This is a genomic window from Hymenobacter sp. R533113 (assembly GCF_056835965.1).
Window position 1 is genome coordinate 493,764 of sequence record NZ_JAKWBD010000001.1, and the last position, 23,106, is coordinate 516,869.

Here is a 23,106-nt window from a genome sequence, read left to right on the forward strand (position 1 = left end):
CCTAGGATTTGGTAGTTGGCGAGAGTAGATCGGAGTCGTCTTCCGGTTCGGGCTCGGGGCGGGCGCACAGGCCCCGGACAAAGCCCAGGATCAGGCAGGCCAGGGCCGGCAGGGCAATAATTTCAAAAGGCATACTGGGGGGCTATTTTGGCAGGTGAATGGGAGCCTCGTGCATTTTGTGCGGGGTCGCCAGAAAGGCCGTCTTGGTGCGGTTGATGCGAAATAGTGCGAGGACCATGCAGCCAATGGCGTAGGGCAGGCGCAGCACCGCGTGCAGGAGCTGCTGGTTGTACAAGCGGGCCGGCAGAGACAGGAGTAGGGTAAAAGCCAGCACCGCTAGCAGGCCGGCCCAAAACAGGATGGGCGGCCCCACCGGCAGCACCAGCGAGGCCAGGAAAAACAGTCCCAGCACGCCAATGAGCAAGGTGCGCGGCACGAGAAACGTCTGCACGACCTTATTGAAAAACTCCCCGTTGCCTTCCTTTAGCAGGAGCCGTACTCCCTCGCCGCTGTACTTTTTGAGAAACTCCAGCTGCGAGGCCAGCCAGCGCGTGCGCTGTTGGGTGAAGACCTGGGCATTCTCGATTTTCTCGTCGTAGACATACACCGTGTCCAGGTAGCAGATTTTCTGCTGGTCGCGGGCAATGCGGAAATCCAGCTCCTTGTCTTCGCCCACGGTCTCGCCAATGCCCGCGAGCAGGCGTTGTAGGTAAGCGAAGTCGAAGGCCATGCCCGAGCCGATGAGGGCCGACGAAAGGCCCATAGCGAAAGGGCCCTTGCGGTAGATATGGTTATTGATTTCCTCGTTGCAGGCGTCGAGCAGGGCAAAGGCCGTGTTCTGGTTTTTAGCCGTCCGGTGGGTCTGTACGACCCGATAGCCCGCCCCGAAAGCCGCGTTGAGGCTCGTCAGGCAGCCCGGTGCCATCAGGTTGTCGGCGTCGAGCACCACGGCCACCTCGTACTGATCAGCGGGAAGCTGGGTCAAGGCGTGCAGCAGGGCCTTGCCCTTGGTGCTGCGCTCAAACTGCACCGGAATAACCGTGGCGCCCAGCCGCTTCAGGGCCCGGAGCGTGGCGGCCTGGAGGCCATCGGCAATTACCACCACCTCGCGGAAGCCGGCGTACTGGTGGCGGAGCGCCGCCTGCGTGGTTTCCACAATCACGGCGTCCGCGCGGTAGGCCGGAATCAGGATGCACAGGCGCCGCAAATGCCCCCCGGCCAGCGCGGACGGCGCCAAAAACGGCAGGCGCACCCGGCGGCGGCCCACCACGGCGAAGAACAGCAGGTACAGGCAGTTCAATAGCAGAAAGGTGCCGACCGCGTAGAGCAAACCGTGGGCGATGGTGTAAATAATCATCATAAAGCTTTGCTTAAGAAATAGTTAGCTGTAGTTGGGGTATTGCAGGTGCCAGCGCAGCCCGCGGCCCAGGGCGCGCAGATGGTCCCACTCGCGGTGGCGCGAGAACTGCACGGCTTTTTTGGGGAGCGCGGCGGCCAGAAACACGGCGATGCTGGTCAGGCGCGCCCAGCCGTTGCAGTTGCGCCGGATAAAGAGCAGGCGATTGCGGTTCATGTAGTAGGTTTTCAGCACCGACGCTTTGCCCACCGACACCGACTCCTTATGATACACCCGCGAATCGGCCACGTAATGGCAGGTGTAGCCGGCCCGCTTGATCATCTCGCACCAGTCCAGCTCCTCGTAGTAGAGGAAGTACATTTCCGGCATCAGGCCCACGGCGTCCACGACGCGGCGCGGCACCATCATGGCGGCGCCGTCGGCGAGCTTGGTGGGACCGGAGTGGTTGTGCTGCCCGCGGTCCGGCTCGTACTGCCCCACCGTCACGCTACGCCCGGTCCAGGTATTGACGCCGCGCGAGCCGGCGTACTGAATGATGTTATCGGTGCCAAAAAACAGGATCTTGGGCGAGGCAATGCCTACCCGGTCGTCTTCCTCAAACAAGCGCACCAGGGGCTCCAGGAAGCCCGGATCCACTTCCGTGTCGTTGTTCAGGAACAGCAAATAGTCGCCTTGCGCCTGCGCCATGCCCAGATTATTGCCCCCCGCAAAGCCCAGGTTCTGGGCCGAGCGCAGGAGCCGCACCTCCGGAAAGCGCTCGGCAATACTGCTGGGGTCGTCGGTGGGCGAAGCGTTGTCCACCACGAGTATCTCCACGCGCGGATAGGTGAGCCGGCGCAGGGAGGCCAGCAGCGCACAGGTCACGGCGGCCTGGTTGTAGTTGATGGAAATAATGGAAACCAAGGGAGCAGCCATAGCTTGGATTGGTTAGGAATTCGCCGGGCGGGGCGTGTCGAGCCGGGGACCGGCAAACACGAATGCCCAGGTGAGGTACACGATCAGGGCGGAGGGCATGAAGTTGATGACCTCGTTGCCGTAGCTGGAAAACAGGCTGCCGGCGAAGCCCGCGGTGAGAGCCAGCAGCTTACCTTTCAGGTGTTTATCCTGGGTGGTCCACACGATGCCGCAGCACTTGCCCAGGATATAGAGCTGAATGCCCAGCCACAGGAGTAAGCCGATGATGCCGTACATGGCCCACACTTTCACCCAGTAGCTATCGGGCGGAATGGCGGCCAGGGTTTTGCCGGCGTTGTACTTGATGCCGGCGTGGCCGATGGAGCCCACGCCCCCCCGAAGGGCCGGCTGCGCAGGTAGTCGCGCAGCACGAGCTGGTTTTGGAGGCGCACGTTGAGGGAGGCATCCTGGGGGTCGAGGGCCGTGCGCATGCGGTAAATGCTGTAGTTGGTATTGCCGATGGTGGTGTATTTAAGCACCCCGAAGCAGCCCAGCACGAGCAGGCCGCCCAGCACCAGGGCCTTGATATTCTTGGTCACCAGCAGGGCCACCCCCAGACCGACGCCCAGGGAAAATAATGCCCCCCGGGTGCCCGAAATCAGCATGCCGATGAGTAAGAATATAGCCGCCAGCCCCAGCAGCAGGCGCTTCCACCTGGCATAAGGGCCCAGGGCTAAAACCAAAGCTACCACGGCCATGTGGGCCTGCGCCGCCCCGAACTGGCCCGCGTCGCTATAAAAGGAAAACACCCGCAGCTTGCCCCACAGCAGGTGGGTTTTGGCGTTTTCGTACAAGAAAGCCTGCTCGCCCGGCGATAAGCCGACAAGCTCCTGCTTGAGGCCATTGAGCGTGCCCAGCACCGACAAGCCGATAATCAGGTACAGAAACAGGTTCAGGTCGTGGCGCTGGTTGAACAGCAGCAGGGCCAGCGGCACGCTCAGGGCCCAGTAGAGGGCCGTGCTGCGCATTTCCTGAAACCAGCCCGCCACGCTCGCCCCGGCCGGGTTGCCCAGTTCCAGGATATTGAACCCAAACCAGAGCAGGGTCACCAGCATGAGGTCGGAGCGCAGCCGCTGCCAGGTGAACCGCTCCTGATTGAAGGCTACCGCAACCCAGGTTAGCACCAGCAGCACATCGACGGCCATACCATAGGGCACGCCGCCTATTTCCCGCACCGGAATAAAGAGCAGGAAGCAGTACCCGACAAGGGCAATTACGCCCAGGCGAGGCTGCCGGAAAAGCGCCAGCACAAACGGCCCGGCCAAAGCCAGGGTCAGCAGCAGCCCGGGCACCACCAGCCCCGCCCGCGCCGTCAGCCACCCCACTACAATAGCTAGCCCCAACCCGAGGGGCCAGAGCAGCTTTTTGGAGTGGAGACTGGTGAAGGTAGCTAGCTGATTCACTGGAGTGGGGCAGGAGAAAAGGATCGTGGAGGGCCGCCGCTCTACCCTAGATATAAGCAGGAGGGCGCCAAGTCGGCCAGACTAGGCCGAGGGAACAGAAGGGTGCGTTGGTAGCGCGGCGGCAGCTATAGCTTTCCGCCTTGACGGAGCGCTGGGGGGCTTTTTAGGAAGCTTGGGGGGATGGATGCAACAGGGCCTGCTCGGGGTGGGGCGGCAGCGCGGGGCTGGGGTAAGCACCCAGGGGCCGGGCCTGCTTGCCGATGAAGTCAGTCACGTAGTCGGGGAGCACCCCGTTCAGCACCAGCTCAATAGGCGAGCGGGCGATGCGCTTGATGTTGTCGAAGATGGTGCGGTCGGCCTGGTGCCAGGCCCGGTCGGCGCGCACGGCCACCAGAATCAGGTCCAAGTCCTGGAGCAGGGAAGCGGGGTAAGCCGACTCAAGCAAAGCCGGAAACTCGATGATCACCACCGTGTCCGGCGTAGTGGCCTTACCGGTGAAGTCGGCTACCGTGGCGCCGGGGGCTAAGCCCAGCAAAGGGGAGTAAAAGCGGCTCTCGTCGGGGTTGGTCGGGGGCTGATAATGAGTGTCGGGAAACAACAGCAGGGTCTTGAGGCGCATGGCCCGCAGGCTGGTAGCCAGGCTGCTGCACACGGCCGTCTTGCCCTCCCCGCTCTGGCTGCTGAGCACCCCAATCACGTAGGGCTTGTCGGGTGGGCGCGGCTGCTGAAACTTGAGCAGGAGCTGCCGGCCCAGGTGGTCGGCGGCGCGCTGGGCGTTCAGGCGCTGCTGCTGCGTCAGGCCGTCCGTTTTGGCCAGGATGCCGGCCACGGGAAACTTCGTGGTCCGGGTGGCCACGGCGGGCTGCTGCAGGGAGTTGTCGAGCATGCCGGCCGTAGCCAGCCCCGCCCCCAGCAGCAGGAAAGAGCCCAAAAAGCCCCCCACCATTAGCAGCAGGGTTTTGGAGCCGTTGGCGTCCAGGGGAAAGTAGGGCGGGTCAATCACCCGCAGCTGGGAGGCCAACACACCGTTTTGCTGGGACAGCTTGCTTTGCTTCATGCCCTCCATTTGCGAGAGATACTCCTTCTCGGCCACCTCCGCCTCGCGGCGGAGCTTGCGGATTTCGGCCCCCAGGGGCACGAGCTGGTTGTACTGGCTGGCCGAGGCTTCCTTCTGCTGGCGCATCAGCCCCAGCTGGCTGCGCAGGTCGGCCACGAGCAGGGTGCTTTTGGTATAGTCAGTGACCAGGTCCTTGGCCGCCACGCCCTGGGTGGCCTGGGAGCTGCTGTAGTAGCTGTTAACCGTCTCCCCGATTCTGTCGGACAGCTGAGTTGCCTCCTGCCTCAGGCTGGCGAGCCGGGCGCTGGCGGCCGGGCTGGGCTGGGCCTGGTTGAGCAGCTCCACTTCCGTGATCTGCCCGTTCAAATCCGAAAGGCGGTTGCGCAGGCGAATGATCTCCTGGCTTTTCAGGTTAGACACTCCGCGCTTGCTCAGGCTGCTTTCCACCGACTTCAGCGAGGAGGTGGCCCCGGCGTACTGCATCTGCAGGGCGTTGTACTTGTCGGCCGACAGCTGCCGCTCTTCCGTCGAGGCCACAATCTGCTTGTCGTAGTCCACAATGTTGTGCTGCTGATGGAAGGCCAGCAGGCGCCGCTCGGCCGCCTGCAGGCGCTGGTAAGCTTTCTGGGTTGCCTGATCGAAGTAGCCGATAACCGACTCGTTCTGGCCCGTAAACAAGTCCCGGTGCTTGCGGATAAATACCTGGGTGAGCAGCTCCAAAGTTTTCTGGCACACCCGCGGGTCAGCGGCGCTGTACTCAATCCGCACCAGGTCGCTGTCCTTGACCCGGGTGGCGTCGATGCGCCACAGGGCCTCCTCCGAAAACTCCGGGTCCTTGGAATGAATTAGCCGGTACAGAGGGTTGGAGGGCGTGGTTTGGTAAAAGGCCAGCACCCGATTCGTCGTTTCGACCAGCGTGGGGCCCGTCAGACGTTTCTTAAGTTGCGGGGACAGCAGCAGCTGATAGGCCGACGTTTTGTCCGCCGACGTTTTGCCCCCCAGGCGGCTAAGCAGCTTATCTACTGTACCCGCATTTGGTTCGGCAGCAGGTTCTTTGCCCCCCGCGCGGGCGTCGGTCATTAGGCGCCAGGCTAGCAGACGCAGGCATACCTCCTGGCGCGTGTCGCGGGAGTTGATGAGGGTGAGCAGGTTGTCGAAGGCCGTGGCCGTGGCATTCCACCCGCCCCCGCTGTCGTTGTTGCCGCCCTCAATCTTGTAGCCCGAGGCAATGCCGGTGTAGATCACCGTGTCGGAGGTATACTTCTTGGCTTGAAACCGGGTAAAGACGTAGATGGAGCCGGCCGTCGTGAGCGGGATGAGCAGCAGCAGCAGCCAGTGCCGCCGCAGGCGCCGGATAAAGTCGCGTACGTTCATCGTTGGGCCATTAAGGTGGGGATGGGCATGCCGATCAGATCTTCCAGCAGCAGCAGGGCCGTCTGGTACTTGTTCTTGGCTTCTTCCTGGGCGAGCAAAGCCTTGCCGTAGAAGTCCATGGCCGCCATTTGCTCGTCCACCTGAATCTCGCCTTCCTTGAAGCGGCGCTCCGCTATTTTGCGGCTGACGCTGGCCGTCTGCAGCGCGTCCTGGTAGTGCTGCAGGGCCGTGCGGGCCAGCAGCAGCTGCTGGTAGTGCACAATGACCTGCTGGCGCACTTCACTTTCCACCTGCCGGCGCTCGGCGGCGGCCTGGTCCACCACCAGCTCCTGGCGGTGCACCGCGCTGCGGCGGTTGACGAGCATATCCAGGGGCGCGACGAGGTTCACGCCCAGGGAGTACTGGGCCCTGGCACCCTGAGCAAAGGGGTTGAACTGCGAGCTTTGGGGCGGGCCGTCCACGGTGGCAAAGAAGGGCAAGGTGCCGTAGTTGTAGGAGGAGGTGACGGCCAGCATGTTCAGAGGCTTCCTGCGGGTCATCTTCAAATCCTGGCTGGCAATGGCCCGCACGGCTTCGTGCTGGGCCACCTCCGCCGAGTGGTTGATGGCCGCCTCGCAGAGGCGGGGCAGCACGAGCTCGGGCGCCCCAAAAAAGTCCAGCGGGGCCCCGGCCGGGGCGCTTTGCCCCCGAGCCGCTACCGCGAGTCCGGCAGCTAAGCCGAGCACTAGCAAGGTTGTTTTCATCAGACGTTTTCCTGTTGAATGAGAGCCGGCACGGTGAGCAGCAGAATGCGCAGGTCCTGGCGCAGGGAGTAGGTGCGGGCGTACTCCACGTCCAAGGCGATGCGCTCCTCCTCCGACATCTTGCCCTTGCCGCGCTTGCTGACCTGCCACAGGCCCGTGATGCCCGCCGGGGCGCTGAAGCGGGCCGCAAATTGGTCGGTGGTGAGCTTTTCCGCCTCGTACAAAGGCAGGGGCCGGTTGCCGACAATAGACATGTCCCCACGCAGCACGTTGAAAAGCTGCGGCAGCTCGTCGAGGCTGGTATTGCGCAGCAGGGCGCCCAGGCGGGTGACGCGGGGATCATTAGCGATTTTCACGAAGGTCGATTCCGTGCCCGCCTTCCGGCGCAGCCGGTACTGCCGCTCGCATACGCGCTGGCCGTGCTTATCGATGAGCTGGCCGCGGCACTCCCCGCCGCAGGCGCAGGCGCTGGCCACCGCCGGCGGCGCGGTCCGCTGGTACTGATTTAAGTTTTTGATGGCGGTCAGCTGCTGGTCGGCATCGGGGCGCATGGAGCGGAACTTCCAGAACCGGAAGATGCGGTAGCCCGTGCCCACCCGAAAGGAGTAGTAAAACACTGGCCCCCTCGATTCGAGCTTGATGAGCAAGGCCACCAACGCAAACAGAGGCAGTAGGCAGAGCAGGCCGCCGGCGGCGACCAGCACATCAAACACCCGCTTATTAAACGGCAGGATGCCGGGCGTTGGGGCCGGGCGGGCGGGGAATCGGGCCACCGGCGCCCGGCCCGTTAGAAATCGCCAGCGGGGTAAAAGCTTAAATCTAGCGGGGGCGTCGGGGTAAGCTTGGTTGAATAAGGCTTCCATGCGTTGCGTCAGTAATTGTTTTCCCGCCTCACCCTCGCGGGTGGGGCGGAATGAGTAAGCCGGGGCTCTAAGCGGCGCTCACCCGGTAGAAAATCTTCTGAATGCGGATTTCCAGCTCCTCCGGGTTGAAGGGCTTAACCAGGTAGTCGTCGGCGCCCTGGCGCAGGCAAAGAATCTTGGTGCTGGTTTCATCGGTGCCGGAGAGCACCAGAATGGGCGTGTTTTCGTGGGCCGGATCCAGGCGCACCCGCTTGATGAAGTCCAGGCCATTCATCAGGGGCATTTCGTAGTCGAGTACAATGGCGGCGGCCTGGTTGCCCCGCTCGAGCCAGTCTAGTGCCTCCTGCCCGTTGGCGGTGAGGACCACGCAGTAGGCGTGGGCAAAATAATGCTCCAAAATCAGCCGGATTGCGGGCTCATCGTCAATCACCAGCAAGTACTTCGCTTGCGCGAAGGAAGAGTTAAGGGTAGCGTGCGGCATAAAAATTCAAGGTTTGAGGTTAAAGCATAGGCAGCCAGGTCCGCCCCGAAAAGACCGGGCGAAAGTGAAAAAAGTACTATTGGGTGGGGTGGGGAAGTTGGTGCAGCCAGGACTAGCACTACTAGCCTGCTCTGCCGGACGGGTAGTTGGATCTAACTCCGACGAGGATAATACCCGCGGGAACGGTGACTAAAGAATATTATCAGTAGGACAGGATGTAAGTAAAGCACTTAAGCGAATAAGTGCTATTAATAGTCTAAATATATCTAATTAAATTTATAATGTCAATACACTAAATTACTTAAATTAAATAAATTATATGTTGAGCCATATTGGGTGCGAAGCTAATATGGCAAGTTTGAAACTGCGTTGCGCGTTGAAGAATAGCAGTAATAAGTACATTAAATTTGTATTAATATAATTATATTTATAAGTAAACGATTAAGTAAGAATCTTCAGCGGGACCGCTCAAACGACAAATAGGGCCGCATCTGAGAGTGTTGATGTTGCCGTAGTGGCTGCCCGTCCCCAACTCATGTTTAAAAGATGCAATATTATTAAATAGCTATAGCCCTGCTTGGCCAGCCAAGGCGGACTGTACCCCCCAGTAAGGCGCACCGGGAACAGGCCGCCCGCCCGCTGCAGCTAGTGCAGCTGGGCGGCGAAGGTGGCGACCAAGTCGCGGGCAATCTGCTGGACGGCGCGGTGGTGCTGACGCAGCAAGCCCACCTCCGGGCCCTGCTTGAGGTTTTCCTCCATCAGCTTCAGCCGCCGCAGGCCTTCCTCCACCTGCAGATTGCCAAACGAAGACTTGAGGTTGTGCGTCAGGCGGGTGGCGGCGGGCCAGTCGGGCAGGGTGAGCGCCTCACCCAATTCGGCTAACTGCTGGGGTACGGTGTCAATAAACAGCTGCTGCATTTTGCGGATGAAGGCCGGATCGTTGGCCAGTTTGCCCAGGCCCTGGAAGCCGTAGGCGGGCTGCTCGGCGGCCGCCACGGGGTAGCCCCGGCCGGTGTTGCGCACAATAACCAGGTACAGGTTATTCTCGTGGTAGGGCTTGACCAGCCAGTCCGTGAAGCCAGCGTGGGGATAAGAGTCCACGTCGGTTTTCAGGGCGTTGGCCGTCAGGGCCACAATGGGGGTGTGTTGGTTGGGGTTGGGCGTGCGGCGCAGGGTGGCGGTGGCTTCCAAGCCGTTGAGTTGGGGCATCTGGATGTCCATCAAGATCAGGTCGAAGGGCCGGGTGCGGGCCAGGCGCAGGGCCTGCTCCTCGTCGGTGGCTACCGCCAGCTCCACCTGCCACTCCTGCAGCAGGGAGCAGGCCAGCAGCAGATTCACGTCGTTGTCTTCCACCAGCAGCACCCGCAGCCCCCGCAGCAGGCCGGGGGGCAAATTCCAGGCGACGCCGGCGGCGGGGGCGGCTGCCTGGCTGGTGAGCGCGTAGGACAGAGTAAAGTAGAAGTGGCTGCCCCGTCCGGGTGCGCTGTCCACCCCAATTTGCCCCCCTGCAGTTCCACCAGGTGCTTGCTGATGGTCAGGCCTAGCCCCGTGCCCCCGTACAGGCGAGTGGTGGTGGTGCTGGCCTGGGTGAAGCTTTGAAACACCTGCTCCAGTTTGTCTGCCGGGATGCCGATGCCCGTATCGGCCACGCCGAAGCGCAGGGTTAGGGGGCCGCCGTCCGTGGGTGGGGCCGCCCAGTCTACCGTGACGGCTACGTGGCCCACGTTGGTAAACTTAATGGCGTTGGTAATCAGGTTGATCAGGATCTGGCTTAACCGCACCGGGTCGCCCGCCACCACGGGCAGGGAGTCTGCAGGCAGGGTGGTGCGCAGCTGCAAGCCTTTGGCTTCAGCTACTAGGGCCAGGGAGCGGGTAACCCCACGCACGGTGGCCGCCACGTCAAAGGGAATCGTCTCCAGGTCGAGGCGTCCCGCCTCAATCTTGGCAAAATCGAGGATGTCGTTGATGACCACCAGCAGGTTGTCGGCGTTGGCCAGAATCAGGTCGAGGTAGTCGGCCTGCTCCGCCGTGACGGTCGTTTTCTTGAGCAGGCGGGCCAATCCCACGATGCCATTCATGGGGGTGCGGATCTCGTGGCTCATGTTGGCCAGAAACACCTCTTTGGCCCGGGTGGACTCCTCGGCGGCTACCCGCGCGCGCTTCAGGTCCGTCACGTCGGACGAGATGCTGAGTAGGTATCGGGTCCCGTCGGGCTGCACCAGGGCCTTTTTGATGGTGTGATACCACGTGGGGGAAGCGGCCGCCGCGGCGTGACACTCCTCGCGGCTGACGGTGGCGCCGGTCGCCAGAAGCCCCTGGGTTTGGGCATCGAGCTCCTTGTCCAGTGGGGGGCTTGCCCCAGCAGCTCAGCCGGGCTGGCCTGGCGCAGGCGGGCGTACGCTTCATTTACTAGAATAAAGCGCTCAGCTGCGTCCTGCACGTAAATTGGGTTAGGACTCGCGTCAATCACCTGGCGGGGCAGCTCAGTGGGCGAGCCAAGCGGCAATGAGCTGGCCGCGCGCAGTAGCTCTTCCAGCTCGGTTACCCGGCGGCGCAGGGCGCTGATCTCTTCAGAGGTAGTCATAGGGGGCATCTCTTTCAGATTTTAGGTACGACCATTTCCCAAGGCAGCGGGCTGCTATGCATGGCAAACCCTAGCTTGACGAGCAATTTCAGCTCCTCCGCATGGGTGTGCCGCCGGACGTCCTCGAGGTGGGGGCTCCGCCTGCTTTATTTCCACAAGTAGGGGAGACGAGTTCTACATGGAGCAATATAAAGGAGTAAGCGACACCAAATGACTATGGAACGCGAAGCTACCGTAAGGTCCGATAACCTTCTCGTGGCTGTTGCAGAACTCAGGCCTTCTTGTAAGTGAATATCAATATCTTCATCCGTTTTCTGTTAGCCACCATTCGTCGTGTTCGCAGCTCAAAAAGCGGCGTTACAGGTGGAGGTGGGGGTAACGCAAGGGCAATCGTGCGGCATTTCTGTGGTTGATGCTTCGGGAGCTTTTTGAGATTGTAGGCCATGGCGGCGAGCAGCATCGTCTGATGCGCACTGGCACGGCTACGCGTGTTCACGCGGCGCAGGCCATAGTGTTGGAGCAAACTGCCAAACACGGGTTCCACCGTGCTCTGGCGCAGGAGCCGCATGCGTTGCCCCTGCGGGGTCTGCTGACGATGTAAAGCCCGTCGGTAGCAGGGATTACAGGGGTTCTCGTTACAACGGGATACTGTTGGCGAATTCGTTTTGGAGTAGAAAGGCTATTTTCGGAGGCATCTTAACCGCTTCTGCTCATGAGCCTACACTCCCAACCCAGCACGCCTGTTCCGCCCCAAACGCGCCAGGTGGTGCAGGCGGCATTCCCACGCGGCAATCGCTATATGCAGCTGCGCGACACCCTGGGCACGCTGTATGACGATGCCCTCTTTGCCGACCTGTTTCCGCAACGCGGGCAAGCAGCACAGTCTCCCTGGCAGTTGGCGTTGGTGACGCTGCTGCCATTCGCCGAAAATCTCTCGGACCGCCAAGCGGCCGATGCCGTGCGAAGTCGCATCGACTGGAAGTATCTGCTGGGCTTAGAGCTGACCGATGCCGGGTTTGACTTTAGCGTCCTGTCTGAATTTCGACAGCGTTTAGTGGCCGGCAATGCCGAAGAACGACTCCTTAATCACCTGCTGGTCTGTTGCCAGGACCACAACTGGCTGAAAGCCGGGGGTAGGGGTAAACAACGCACGGACTCGACGCATGTGCTGGCCCGTGTCCGGGCTATGAACCGTTTGGAGTGCGTCATAGAAACGATGCGCTTCACCCTCAACCGCCTGACCATGCTCGTGCCAGACTGGTTAGGGAAGCATCTGCAACCCGAGTGGGCCGCCCGGTACGGCCCCCGCGCCGAGGAGTATCGCCTGCCGCACACCAAACCCCAGCGATTGGCCTATGCGCAGCAAGTTGCAGGACGGGTGGTGGCTCCTGGAGCGAATAGAGCGGGATGAACAGGCCACCCTGCTGTGGCAGCTGCCAGCCGTTGACATCCTGCGCCGGGTCTGGCTCCAACCGTTTCGGGTAGTAGACGGCCAACTTGTCTGGCGCGTGGAGAATCAGGACGAATTACCTCCTTCCGCGCAGCTCATCCGCTCTCCCTATGATTTAGAAGCTCGTTTTAGTCGGAAACGCACCACGACGTGGGTGGGCTATAAAGTCCATTTGAGTGAAACCTGCGAAGACGACCAACCGCATTTGATTACGCAGGTAGCGACCACCGTCAGCACCGAGGCAGATTCGACTACCTTGCCTCACATTCAGCAGGGATTGGCTGACAGGCGGTTACTACCGTCGCAGCAGTTGGTCGACACCGCTTACGTGAGCGCCGAGCTGCTCGTCCAGAGTCAGCAACGCCATCAGGTGGAGTTAGTGGGGCCCGCCCGGAAAGACCAGAAATGGCAGGCGTTAGCGGGGCAAGGGTATGCGGCGGCGGATTTCCACGTGGACTGGGACGCGCAGCAAGCCACTTGTCCCCAGGGGCATCCGTCACAATCCTGGATTAGGACGCTGGAAAACGGCCAGCCCCGCGTGTTTATTAAATTCTCCCGTAAGCACTGCGGGCCCTGCCCCGTTCGCACGCAGTGTACGCGCATGAAACGCCGGGGTATTAAGCTGCGAGCCGATGCCCAGTAGGAAGCCTTGCAAGCGGCCCGCGCGCGTGACCGTCAGGCGGACTGGCCCCTACTCTATAATCGGCGAGCAGGCATTGAAGGCACCCTCTCGCAAGGGGTTCGCGGCTTTGGCCTGCGCCGTTCGCGCTACGTGGGTCTGGCCAAAACCCATTTACAGCACGTCTTTATCGCGACGGCAATGAACCTGTGGCGGATCGTTAACTGGGTAAACGACGTGCCGTTAGCCCAGACCCGTCGGGCCGCTTTCGAGCGATTAATGCCTCCCGCAATGGCTTGAAGATGAATTCGCCAACAGTATCCCGTTGTAACGAGAACCCCGTTATCGACGAACATAACTGGCGACTAGTGCTTAGTCAGGGGAATTAGGCACCCTAATTTTCTGGTAATGTCGGCCGAGTTTGGTGCGGGCTTTTTCGAGGGAAAACTGCCAGTTGACCGTGGCCCGGCGCTCATTTCGCTCGGCTACACAAGCGGCCACGTGGGCGGTGAGCTCGTCCTGGGTGGGGATGCGCTGGTGGAGACACTGGCGGGCAATGGCCGAGAGTTCAAGTTCGACCATGTTGAGCCAGGAGGCATTTTTGGGCGTGTAATGGAGCTCGAAGCGCGCGGCCAGGGCGCGGGCCTGCGCGGCGGGCAGGTGCTGGTAAAAGACGGCATCGGTGTGGGTGTTGAGATTATCCTGCACTAACACGATTTTCTCCGCCTGCGGGTAGGCCGCCGCCAGGCGCTGCATAAAACGGCAGTAGTCCGCCCCGGTCCGGCGGGCGGAAACCTCGACCAGGCGCTGGCCGGTTGCTGGTTCAAAAGCGGCCAGCAAACAGGCCGTGCCCTGGCGTACATAGGTGCTGCTTTCGCGCCGGGGCCGGCCGGCTTTGGCGCGCTGGCCGTCGTGGGCGGGTTGGGCCGGCACAGGCGGCAGCGGCTCGACGGGCTGGCCGTGCAACACGCAGGGCCGCTCATCGAAGCAGACAACGGGAAAGCGTGGATCGTGGGCCCGCTCGTAGACGGCCAGCACGTCTTCCATCCGCGCCACAAAGGCCGCATTCACCGCCCCCAGGCACCAGTGCTGCTGGCGGTGAGGCTGCAATTCGTTTTTGAGCACCTGCGCCACTGTTTCGTGGGAAATGGTTTCCACCAGGGCCAGTTCCACGGCTTTGTCGGCCAGCAAACGCAGGGTCCAGCGGCTGTGCCCCACCGGGGCCTGGGTGCAGGCCAGGGCCGTGATAGCGGCCCGGTCTGCCCCGTCGAAACGCCGCGGGCCGCCGCTCCGTGGCGCTTCACTGAGGGCGGCTTGCCAGCCGCCTTCTTCGTAGCGGCGGCGGAGCTGACTCACCGCCTGTCGGCTTAAGCCCACGGCTTGGCCGGCGGCCTGCTGGCCGATACCGGTGGCCAGCGCCAGCAGGGCCTGGGCGCGACGCACCGCCCGTACCGACCGGCGACCAGTGCGCGTAAAATTTTCGAGAGCGGCTTGGTCAGCAGCCGGCAGGGGAAAGGGAGTGATTGGACGGGCCATAGATTCCCAACGCTAACCCGCTTGTTTTGTTAACCAATCCCCCTGACTAAGCACTAGATGCAATACGCTAATCACCTACTATTTTACCACCGCCATATTTTTGATCAAATAATTAATCAGGATGAATATGTCTGTTTTTTTATAATAGGCAATATATAATTTTCAAAATCTTTTATGTATTTTCTTTCCTCAGCTTTGTTTTTAAAAGATGATAACTTCCTTCCATCATCAACGGTGATACCATTTACAGCTATATCGCAGCTTTTACCGAATATATTATAATCAAAACAATTTACAACATCAAACCCATAAAAGGTATTATTTCTACTTAAATAGACTACAAAGGCAGTTCTGCCAGATGAATTGATTGTATAATTATTTGCCTTAAGAAGATCTTTGTTCAAAACTTTTCCTCCTTCTTTGTGTATTTTATTCAACAATATTTCATTCCATCGCTCATGATTGACTTGTAATTCATGTGTATTTATTAGGTATTTTATTTTTTCCTCCAATTTATCGCGATTTGTATTGCTAACTTTAAACAATTTTATGGGATTTGACAGAGAAAACGATGTCATAATTAGTAAAAAAAGAAAGGAATACACAAAATTTAAGTGTTTTTTCATGTTGCAATGTATTAACGGAGTAGACTATTGAATAGTATTTTTGGGGTTGCAAGCAGTCCTAATCCTATTCCTGCGCCGTATGCTTGTACGCTATGTAGAGGTTGCGTAGTTAAGTACTTAGAGCCTAAATAAAATTGCTGCCCTATAAATCTGAGGTCTAGTGGTATTGCATCGGTAGCTCGTGTCAATCCTTTTAATCCAGCAATTCCTAGCATGTCGTAACCTTGATCGTGAAAAGACGATGGCCAATCAATAAAGCTCGATCCTGGTGCATCTCCGTGCCAAGGAATATTTTGTCCTGTAGCAGGATCTATATTTTCACCAAAAGGATTTTTAGGACCAGGATAATTAGCTTTAAAAATATTCCTATGTAATGATTCTTTATATGTAATAATTCTTTAACTAGGTCACCAGAGCCGTTATCTAAATGTGTTTTATATTATGCTTCCCATTTTGCAGACCAATGAGTAAATGAATCAACAGTATTTACTGCATCGCTCAAATTTACTAAAGCACCTAGGCTATATCCAGCATTCTGTAAAGATGAATTTCCCTTCTTGCCTGAGTAGTTGAATTGGCTCTTGTTCATATCATAAGAGGCTACTCCTAAGCTAAAAGAAACACTCGTTTGTCCACCACTTAACATATTCATCGCAACACTATTTGTGAACGAGCCAGCAAAAATGCCTGCTGTTTTAGCGAATGCCATACCACTGGATGCTACACCATTCGCAAAACCACCTGATAATCCACCAATTACTGCCCCTCCCAACATATACCCAGCCATCCCCCAGCCACTTGCACCCGCCGCCTGACCAACTTTGTTTCCCATATAAGCCCCGATAGCAGCACCAATAAGTATGGGAACAAAGGCAAAACGTCCATCTGGGTCAATGGTTATAACTGAGTTATTGCCCATTGCTACATATGGTGATGAGTATTGCGTAGCTGGATCAGTGCTGTGCCAGCGACCTAGTTGAGCATCATAATACCGCGCACCATAATCCGTCAACTCTAATCCTAAAGTGCTAATTCGCTCTTTACCTGTGTATTGCCACTGCTCACTTGGTTCCCCTGCTAGTTCCAAGTTTACTAGATTCTGTCCCCACGGATCGTAGTGGTTTTCCTGCACGATCAGATCCTCGGTCGCGAGGATGGAAAAATCATCAAACCACACATCGTCACGGGTCGTATTTTGCAGCGATACCTGCGCGTAGCCCTCCTCCCCGGCCCGGAAGCCCAATACGAGCTGCTGCCAGTCCTCTTGAGCGGCCTCGTCTAGGTACTTGACCTCAGAGTGCACCAGCACACTATCTTTATTGTATAGGTCATAGCGCACGCTGGCCCGCGGGGGCTGATTGCCGCCTGGATGCAAGAGTTGGGGCAGCGCACTCCACGCGAGGGCAATCCCGGCACCCGCGGCGCGGCAGCCACCGCCGCCGCGCCGCGGGCTGTCCCTCCGGAGTCCTAGGCACTGCTCCGGATTCGCTCATCAGAGCCAACGGGAGCAGCAATGGCGTTACCTTGCCCCGGCGACGCACCGCGTAGCGGCCAAATACCTCAATGCGCAGACTGTCTCCCGCTTTTACCTGCACGTCCGTAGCCGGCCCAGTCATGCGCTGCTGGTCGTCCAGAAACTGTCCCGGAGCCATTGCCAACCAATTGCAGAGGTGCAGGAAAACCAGCAGGTCCGGCGCTTTCTCGTTTCCCACCCGCGAGAGCGTGGCAGGACTGATGGGCCCGATTTCCTGGGCTACTTCCCGCAGGCCCCGCCCGGCCCGCTTGGTGCGCACGCAGTGGGCGAGCGCCTGAGTATTAAGTTGACAATCCATATGTTAGACGGGGGTGGAAAGGTCTTGGCCCGCCGTGGGCACGTGCAGATGGGCTAAGTACCGGTAAATAGTCGCCCGCCCGACGCCCAGCAACTGGCCAATTTCAGCGACCATATTCTCAGACACATCACCAACCGTCACGTTCAGGCCCTGGTGCAACGGCACGGCCTGATCCACGCGCCGTCCGGCGGCAGCCCGGCCATAGCGGCGCGTATACGTCAGGTTGACACTGGTTTCGTCAACCAACTTGAAGCGCGTCACGTCTTCGCCCGGCAGCGCTTCCAGGAAGGCCCGGCGCAGGCCCTTCACCCGCTCGGCGGCGTGAACACTCTTTTTCGCGCCGTAAGTCCAGCGTTTGCAGCGCCTGCCTGACCGTCGTGCGGCCCGCGGCGGGGGCGCCGGCAGCGGTCAATTGGCCGCGTAATTCCTCCAGCGTCGTATCGGGTTGCCGGGCCACGCAGGCCACCAACTGGGCGCGGGCCGCCGCGTCAAGCAGCGGGGTCGCCGCGGTGGGGCAAGGCCGCCAGCGAGCCCGTCGTGCGCTGGCGCCGGAGCAACTGGTGGACAAACGAGACGGACACGCGGAACTGCGCGGCCACCTCGCCCACTAAATGGCTCGCTTCGGCGCACACCGCCGCAACCCGTTCGCGCAAATCTTGTGAGTACATCTTCTGGCGCTAAGGAAAGCAAAGTAGTGTACACTGACTCCGAAACCGCTCTAAGCCTCAGTTGGAAATAAGGCTAAGAGCACAGGAAATAAGCGGTTATCGGGGCCGGGTTCCCCCTTGCATCAGGTCAAAGGTGACCTTGCACAACCAACTTTTCCCCTATCTGCTACCCAGGCTTGACTTGGTGCCAGTCGCGTTCCCTAAAACGCTCTTCGTTTTCTCATCTACCAGCCGTAGGGTGTAGCTGTAGCGGTACTGCTTGTCGAGCAGGCGGTACTGGTCGTGGGGCAGGGCGCCCCAGCTGTTGTCGCCGCCGACGCCGCGCTGTTTCAGGTCCACTTGCAGCGTAATGGCGCCGCGCATTTTCACGTCGGTGGGGTGTTGCTGCTTTTTGCTCAGGCCGGGGTCGAGGTCTTCGGTGCGGAACGGCAAGGCGCTGAAGCAGATGGGCTGTTGCTGGCCTTCCACCCGCAGCCCGAGGCCTTCGGCATTGGTGAGCGTCAGCCAGCGCACGTCGGTGCGGTAGCCGTTTTCCTGGGGCCGGATGTAGTTGCGCGTGAACTGCCCGTTCACCGAATCCTGGTAAGTACCCAGCAGGGCCGCCGTGCTGCGGTCCGAGTAGTTTTCGAAGGGGCCGCGGCCGTAGTACTGAATGCGGTTGAAGCGGCGCGGCAGCTCTAGGCGCATCCCGAAGCGGGGCAGCTCGGGCAGGCTCTGACCCGACACGTCGAGGGCGGCCGTTACCTGCACCGCCCCGTCGCTGGCTATAAGATAGTCAACGGTATAGGGCGAGTTGATGTCGGTGAGCAGGTATTCTACCCTGATGGGCAGGCCGGCGGCCGACTGCTTCCCTACCGTCACTTTTTGCACGCAGCGGGCGGCGTGGGCGGTACGCCAGACCCCGAGGCTCTGGGGCATGCCGTTGCCGAAGTCGTTGTCGGTGGGCGCGCGCCAGAAGTACGGCTCGGGGAAGCCATCCACTACCCGCTGGTCGCGGAGGCGGTAGCTGGTCAGGCGGCCCTGCTTGGTGTCGAACTCGCCGCGCACGTCACCGGCGCTGAAGGTCAGCTTGTTGCCGTCCTGCTGCACGTCGAGCTTACCCGCCGGGGTGGTTTTGGTGGCAAAGTAGGTGGCAGCTGGCGTAAGGACGAACTGCTCACGGGCCACCTCATGGCCGGCGGGCACCAGCGGCGCGGCCGTTTTGGTGACGGCAAACACATTGAGCACGTACTCAGCACCGCCCGGCATGGCAGGCAGCGGCAGCTTCACTTCCTTCTGCTGCCGGGCCGCCAGCTTGCCCACCGTCATCGTGCCCGACTTCGCCAGGGTGCCGTTGCGCAACAGCTCCCACCGGAAAGTGTAGTCGTCCAGGTTATTGAAGGAAAAACCGTTGACGACCGTTACGCGGCCCGTGGCGGGTTGGGCAGCGGTGAAGCGGATATCCTGGTACACCTTTTTCACCTCCCACAACCCCGGGTGCGGGGTACGGTCGGCGGCAACCAGGCCGTTGGCGCAGAAGTTCTCGTCGTTTTGCAGGTAGTAGCCGCCCAAGTCGCCGCCGTAGGCAAAGAACGGCCGGCCGTCGGTGGTTTGGGTTTGCAGGCCCTGGTCCACCCAGTCCCAGATGAAGCCGCCCTGCATGTGCGGCTTGCTCCGGATCAAGTCCCAGTATTCCTGAAAGTTGCCGTTGCTGTTGCCCATCGCGTGGGCGTATTCGCACAGGATGTAGGGGCGCGTTTTATCGGTGGCCTCGGCGTATTTTTTCATCGAACCCATGCCGGGGTACATCGGGCACACGATGTCGGTATTCACGTCTTCGCCGGCCTGCTCGAACTGAACGGGGCGACTCGGGTCGCGCTGCTTCAGCCAGGTATAGGCATCGTGAAACACGGGGCCGTTGCCGCACTCGTTGCCCAGGCTCCAGATAATGACCGACGGATGGTTTTTGTCGCGCTCCACCAGCCGCTCGATGCGGTCCTGATGGGCGGGGGCCCACTCGGGCAGGTAGGCCGGGTGCTTGCTCTTGTCGAACCCGCCTTGCAGCTCGGCCCCGTAGCCGTGGGTTTCGATGTTGGCCTCGTCCACGAGGTAGAAGCCCAGCTCGTCGCAGAGCTGGTACCACCGCTCGTCGTTGGGGTAGTGGCTGGCACGTACCGCATTCACGTTGAACTGCTTCATCAGCTCCAGGTCGCGGCGCATGCCGGCCTCCGTCACCGCGCGGCCCGTGGTGGGCTCCAACTCGTGCCGGTTCACGCCGTGCACTTCCACCGGCACGCCGTTCACCAGCAGCTGCGCGTTCTTGATTTCCACTTTGCGGAAGCCAATCCGGCAGCCAGTTACGGCCAGCTCCTTGCCCTGCGCATCAGCCAGGGTGAGGCGGCACTGGTACAGGTTGGGCTGCTCCGCGCTCCACTTGCGCACGTTTTTCACCGTGCCGCTCACCTGCACGGTTTGCAGGCCCGCGGCTGGTACCGGGGCTACGGCCTGCTGCTGGCGCAGCACGGTTTTGCCGGCGGCATCCAGCACTTCCACCGTCAGGCGGGCCGGGGTGCCAGCGGCTGTGGCGGCAAAATTGCGCAGCGTCACGTCGGCCGAGAACTGGCCGTGCTGGTAGCTGGGGTCGAGGTCGGCGTGGGCGAAGAAATCCCAGATGGTTTCCTTGGGCAAGCTGTAGAGGTACACGTCCCGGTCGAGGCCGGAGAGACGCCAGAAGTCCTGGTCTTCGAGGTAGCTGCCGTCGTGCCACCGCGTAACCTGCACGGCCAGCGTGTTGTCGCCGGGCTTCAGGTACTGGGTGATGTCGAACTCGGCCGGCGACTTGGCCACCTTGCTCATGCCCACGCGCTGCCCGTTCACGAACACCACCGCGTAGCCGGAAATCGAGCCGAAGTTGAGCATCACCTCCCGCCCCGCCCAGGTGGCCGGCACCGTAAATGTGCGCCGGTAGCTGCCCACCGGGTTGTCGCGCCCATCAATAAAGGGCTGGTTGCGCGGAAACGGGTAGGTGATGTTGGTGTAGATGGGCGTGCCGAAGCCCTGCATTTCCCAGTTCGAGGGCACGGCTATGGTTTTCCAGCTGGCGTCGTTGAAGGTGGGCTGCTGAAAATCCAGGGGCCGGTCGGCGGGGCGGGGCACGTAGTTGAACTTCCAGGAGCCGTTGAGCGACTGGTAGTAGGGCGAGCGGCTGTAGGTGTTGGTGGCGGCGTCGGCGGCGTTGGCGTACACCATGAAGCTGGCGTGCGCCTTCTCTTTGTTCTGTTCGAACACCCGCGGGTTTTCCCATTCGTTGGGCGTAGGCTGGGCACTGGCCAAGCCGCCGGCTAGCAGCAGAGAGGCGGTCAGGAAACGGGATGCAAGCATAAAATGGGCAGGTGGAAAGGCAAAGCCGGGCGGTGGAAGGCCTAGCTAACTCAAGTTGCGGAGTATAGTCTCATAAAAAAGCCTGTCCGCGTGTACAGGCGTAAGTTTGAAGTATCTGACCCCTTCCTTCTTACCTGCCTTATGCGCGAACAGACCGTGGCCGGCGTCACGGAGGTGGTAATGCCGTAGTGGCTCAGCTTCACGGAGTACGCATAGGCGCGGGCCCGCTCGTGTTCCTTGGGTGAGTCGTGATCCGCCTCGCCGGGCGCCACGCCCAGCTGGGGCGCGAGAAACACCTGCCCGTACTTGCCCCAGCCCGTGTCGCTCCCGTGTCGCTGCCCGAAGCCGCGAATGGGCTGCGCGGGCGAGTAGCCGTCCTGGTCCCCCTCCAGGGTCTGCGGACTGGGATTGATGGAGCCGAAGGGTAGCTGGGGACCAATTACGCAGTTCGAGGCCCCAGCCTTGGTGTCGATGACGCCGATGAACGGGTCCACGTAGTCAGGCAGTTGGCGCGCTTTCGCGGCTTCAAGTGGGGCCCCGCCGGCAGCCGTTTGGGCCAGCACCGGACTGCTCAGCCCCAGCAGCCTACCAAGTAGCCCGGTTCGAAAGGCGACAGAATTTTTGCTCATTTTAGGGAAGAGTAAGCTTAGTGAAAAAACGGGCTGGGGTGAAGCCGATGCTGCTTTCGACGCCTTTGCTCACAGCAGGTGTTTTATGGGTTCATCCCCAGTGCTCGGATATACCCCGCATTGATAGTGCAGTTTTTGTATTGGAGGTTACTGATTAACTCATCTAGGGCTGCTTTCACCTGCTGCTGATTGGGCCTTCGTTCCTGCGTCAGCTGGAGCGACCGGCGGTCACCACCGGTGTAATCCAGAATCAGCTTCCAGTTTACGGGCTCGGCAATGGTGAGCATACTGGTTGTGTTACCCATCTTTTTATAAGGCCAGAAGGTCCACCCAATGTTGTTTCGAGCCAGCATTCGGCAAAAGCCCGCTATCCATTGGTCGGGCTCGTGGCCGGTTTCTCCCATGTAAAAAGGCCGGTTGAACTTGGTGCGATAATCCAGAAAATCCTTAATTCCGGCTTCCGTAGTATCGCTGTGGTAACGATGACACGTGAACATGAGCTTGTCGTCGTACTGCCAGTCTTTGAAAATGGAATAATCCTGGCCCCAGCGTGAGCCGCTGACCATCACGATGTGATTATTGTCAACCTCCCGCACCACCTTGGTGACCCGTTGCAGGAGCTGGGCCAGCTCTGCGTTTAGCCGGGCGGTATCTTGTGGAAAAGCCGAGGAGGCAATGGGTTCGTTGATCAGATCGTAGGCCAGAACGGTGGGGTTTTTGGCGTACCGTTTGGCCACCTCCCGCCATATCTGACAGAACTGCTGCTTGTGCTTTTCGGTAACTAAAAGCCACGGGTAGCCATAGCTGTCGTCGATGTTGCTGCCGGTTTGGCCACCGGGGGCATCGTGCATGTCTAGGATGACGTAGAGCCCCTCTTGCTTGCACCAGCTGACTACGGTGTCCAACAGGGCATAGCCGTGTGATTTCGAAGCATACCCCATGTACGGCTCATCGGTAAGGAGCTTGTAGTGAAAGGGCAGCCGGATGGTATTCATCCCGGTTTGGCGGATGTAGCGGATGTCCTGCCGGGTCACGTAGTTTTTTTGGAAGGCCCGCCAAAAATCATCGGTCACGGCTTCTCCCACCATCTCCTTAAGCGCCTCATCAATCAAGCGGTAAGAATCTGCTGACCTTTTGAGCAGCAGCATATACCCTTCGGGGTTGAGCCAGTTGCCCAGGTTGATGCCTTCAATAAACAGCTTTTCCCCGTTGGGCTTGATCAAATCTTGGCCGCTTATGCGAACAAACCCTTTCCTGGGCTTACCGGCTTGTGCTTGCGCCGCAAGGATAGTCAGCAGTAGAAACAGCGTACATAGAAAAGCTTTTCTCATTGGATTAATATTTATTTATTCTACAATACCGCTACCTCACCACTTTAAACCGTACGGGTTGGCAAGGGCCCGCTCGTTTTCCATAGGCGGGTCGTGAGCATCCTCGCCGGGCGTCATGCTCAGCTTGCAGAGAGGGAAATGCCTACCGTACTTGCCCCAGCCCGTGCCGCTCCTATGCAACTGCCCAAAGCCGCGAATGGGCTGCGTGGGCGAGTAGCCGTCCTAAACCCTTGCCCCCC

22 protein-coding genes and 1 pseudogene are annotated in these 23,106 nt (G+C 59.9%); 1 reads left to right on the plus strand and 22 read right to left on the minus strand.

The genetic code is table 11. The features are described from left to right. Position 1: 1 nt before the first annotated feature. The 13 genes from MKZ35_RS02265 to MKZ35_RS02325 form a co-directional block, all read right to left on the minus strand. On the minus strand, positions 2–133 hold the full coding sequence (locus MKZ35_RS02265; RefSeq protein ID WP_482511600.1) for a hypothetical protein: 132 nt from the start codon (positions 131–133) through the stop codon (positions 2–4). Between the two features lie 9 nt (positions 134–142). Further along, a complete protein-coding gene (locus tag MKZ35_RS02270; protein ID WP_482511601.1) occupies positions 143–1,360 on the minus strand; it encodes a glycosyltransferase family 2 protein in 1,218 nt (405 codons plus the stop codon). Positions 1,361–1,381: 21 nt separating this feature from the next. Then, positions 1,382–2,272 carry a glycosyltransferase family 2 protein gene (locus MKZ35_RS02275; protein ID WP_482511602.1) on the minus strand — a complete coding sequence of 297 codons (891 nt, stop codon included), beginning with the start codon at positions 2,270–2,272 and terminating at the stop codon, positions 1,382–1,384. A gap of 12 nt (positions 2,273–2,284) precedes the next feature. Then, positions 2,285–2,641, minus strand: a complete 357-nt coding sequence (locus MKZ35_RS02280; protein ID WP_482511603.1) for a hypothetical protein — start codon at positions 2,639–2,641, stop codon at positions 2,285–2,287. Next, positions 2,560–3,714: an O-antigen ligase family protein gene (locus tag MKZ35_RS02285; RefSeq protein ID WP_482511604.1), complete on the minus strand. Its 1,155-nt coding sequence runs from the start codon at positions 3,712–3,714 to the stop codon at positions 2,560–2,562. Before MKZ35_RS02285 ends, MKZ35_RS02280 begins: the two co-directional genes overlap by 82 nt. Positions 3,715–3,877: 163 nt before the next feature. Next, positions 3,878–6,145, minus strand: coding sequence for a GumC family protein (locus tag MKZ35_RS02290; RefSeq protein WP_482511605.1), 2,268 nt, complete (start codon positions 6,143–6,145; stop codon positions 3,878–3,880). Then, the gene (locus MKZ35_RS02295; RefSeq protein ID WP_482511606.1) at positions 6,142–6,888 is read right to left on the minus strand and encodes a TolC family protein; all 747 of its coding nucleotides are present in this window, start codon (positions 6,886–6,888) and stop codon (positions 6,142–6,144) included. The genes MKZ35_RS02290 and MKZ35_RS02295 overlap by 4 nt, the downstream gene beginning before the upstream one ends. Next, on the minus strand, positions 6,888–7,751 hold the full coding sequence (locus tag MKZ35_RS02300) for a sugar transferase (protein ID WP_482511607.1): 864 nt from the start codon (positions 7,749–7,751) through the stop codon (positions 6,888–6,890). The genes MKZ35_RS02295 and MKZ35_RS02300 overlap by 1 nt, the downstream gene beginning before the upstream one ends. 67 nt (positions 7,752–7,818) lie before the next feature. Further along, positions 7,819–8,232, minus strand: coding sequence for a response regulator transcription factor (locus MKZ35_RS02305; RefSeq protein WP_482511608.1), 414 nt, complete (start codon positions 8,230–8,232; stop codon positions 7,819–7,821). Positions 8,233–8,877: 645 nt separating this feature from the next. Beyond that, on the minus strand, positions 8,878–9,624 hold the full coding sequence (locus tag MKZ35_RS02310) for a response regulator (protein WP_482511609.1): 747 nt from the start codon (positions 9,622–9,624) through the stop codon (positions 8,878–8,880). Continuing rightward, positions 9,567–10,406 (minus strand): ATP-binding protein, encoded by an 840-nt coding sequence (locus tag MKZ35_RS02315; RefSeq protein ID WP_482511610.1) that lies wholly within the window; start codon positions 10,404–10,406, stop codon positions 9,567–9,569. Before MKZ35_RS02315 ends, MKZ35_RS02310 begins: the two co-directional genes overlap by 58 nt. Further along, entirely contained in the window at positions 10,403–10,816 is a 414-nt protein-coding gene (locus MKZ35_RS02320; RefSeq protein WP_482511611.1) for a PAS domain-containing protein, read from the minus strand. The genes MKZ35_RS02315 and MKZ35_RS02320 overlap by 4 nt, the downstream gene beginning before the upstream one ends. 271 nt (positions 10,817–11,087) lie before the next feature. After that, positions 11,088–11,384, minus strand: coding sequence for a transposase (locus tag MKZ35_RS02325; protein ID WP_482511612.1), 297 nt, complete (start codon positions 11,382–11,384; stop codon positions 11,088–11,090). Positions 11,385–11,528: 144 nt separating this feature from the next. Between MKZ35_RS02325 and MKZ35_RS02330 the strand changes: the two are divergent. Next, positions 11,529–13,185, plus strand: a pseudogene (locus MKZ35_RS02330) (IS1182 family transposase). A 72-nt stretch (positions 13,186–13,257) separates the two neighbouring features. On the opposite strand, the gene MKZ35_RS02335 reads toward MKZ35_RS02330, so the two are convergent. The 9 genes from MKZ35_RS02335 to MKZ35_RS02375 form a co-directional block, all read right to left on the minus strand. Next, entirely contained in the window at positions 13,258–14,421 is a 1,164-nt protein-coding gene (locus MKZ35_RS02335; protein ID WP_482511613.1) for an IS630 family transposase, read from the minus strand. A 116-nt stretch (positions 14,422–14,537) separates the two neighbouring features. Next, complete coding sequence (locus MKZ35_RS02340; protein WP_482511614.1) at positions 14,538–14,999, minus strand: hypothetical protein; 462 nt, start codon at positions 14,997–14,999, stop codon at positions 14,538–14,540. Between the two features lie 487 nt (positions 15,000–15,486). After that, complete coding sequence (locus MKZ35_RS02345; RefSeq protein WP_482511615.1) at positions 15,487–16,386, minus strand: RHS repeat-associated core domain-containing protein; 900 nt, start codon at positions 16,384–16,386, stop codon at positions 15,487–15,489. Beyond that, positions 16,376–16,879 carry a hypothetical protein gene (locus MKZ35_RS02350; RefSeq protein WP_482511616.1) on the minus strand — a complete coding sequence of 168 codons (504 nt, stop codon included), beginning with the start codon at positions 16,877–16,879 and terminating at the stop codon, positions 16,376–16,378. The genes MKZ35_RS02345 and MKZ35_RS02350 overlap by 11 nt, the downstream gene beginning before the upstream one ends. Positions 16,880–16,882: 3 nt before the next feature. Further along, positions 16,883–17,188 (minus strand): hypothetical protein, encoded by a 306-nt coding sequence (locus MKZ35_RS02355; protein WP_482511617.1) that lies wholly within the window; start codon positions 17,186–17,188, stop codon positions 16,883–16,885. A 179-nt stretch (positions 17,189–17,367) separates the two neighbouring features. Then, positions 17,368–17,547, minus strand: coding sequence for a hypothetical protein (locus MKZ35_RS02360; RefSeq protein WP_482511618.1), 180 nt, complete (start codon positions 17,545–17,547; stop codon positions 17,368–17,370). A 159-nt stretch (positions 17,548–17,706) separates the two neighbouring features. Then, positions 17,707–20,907 carry a beta-galactosidase, LacZ type gene (gene lacZ, locus MKZ35_RS02365; RefSeq protein WP_482511619.1) on the minus strand — a complete coding sequence of 1,067 codons (3,201 nt, stop codon included), beginning with the start codon at positions 20,905–20,907 and terminating at the stop codon, positions 17,707–17,709. A 50-nt stretch (positions 20,908–20,957) separates the two neighbouring features. Beyond that, entirely contained in the window at positions 20,958–21,536 is a 579-nt protein-coding gene (locus MKZ35_RS02370; protein WP_482511620.1) for a hypothetical protein, read from the minus strand. A gap of 83 nt (positions 21,537–21,619) precedes the next feature. After that, positions 21,620–22,867: a glycoside hydrolase family 5 protein gene (locus MKZ35_RS02375; protein WP_482511621.1), complete on the minus strand. Its 1,248-nt coding sequence runs from the start codon at positions 22,865–22,867 to the stop codon at positions 21,620–21,622. Between the last annotated feature and the right edge of the window lie 239 nt (positions 22,868–23,106).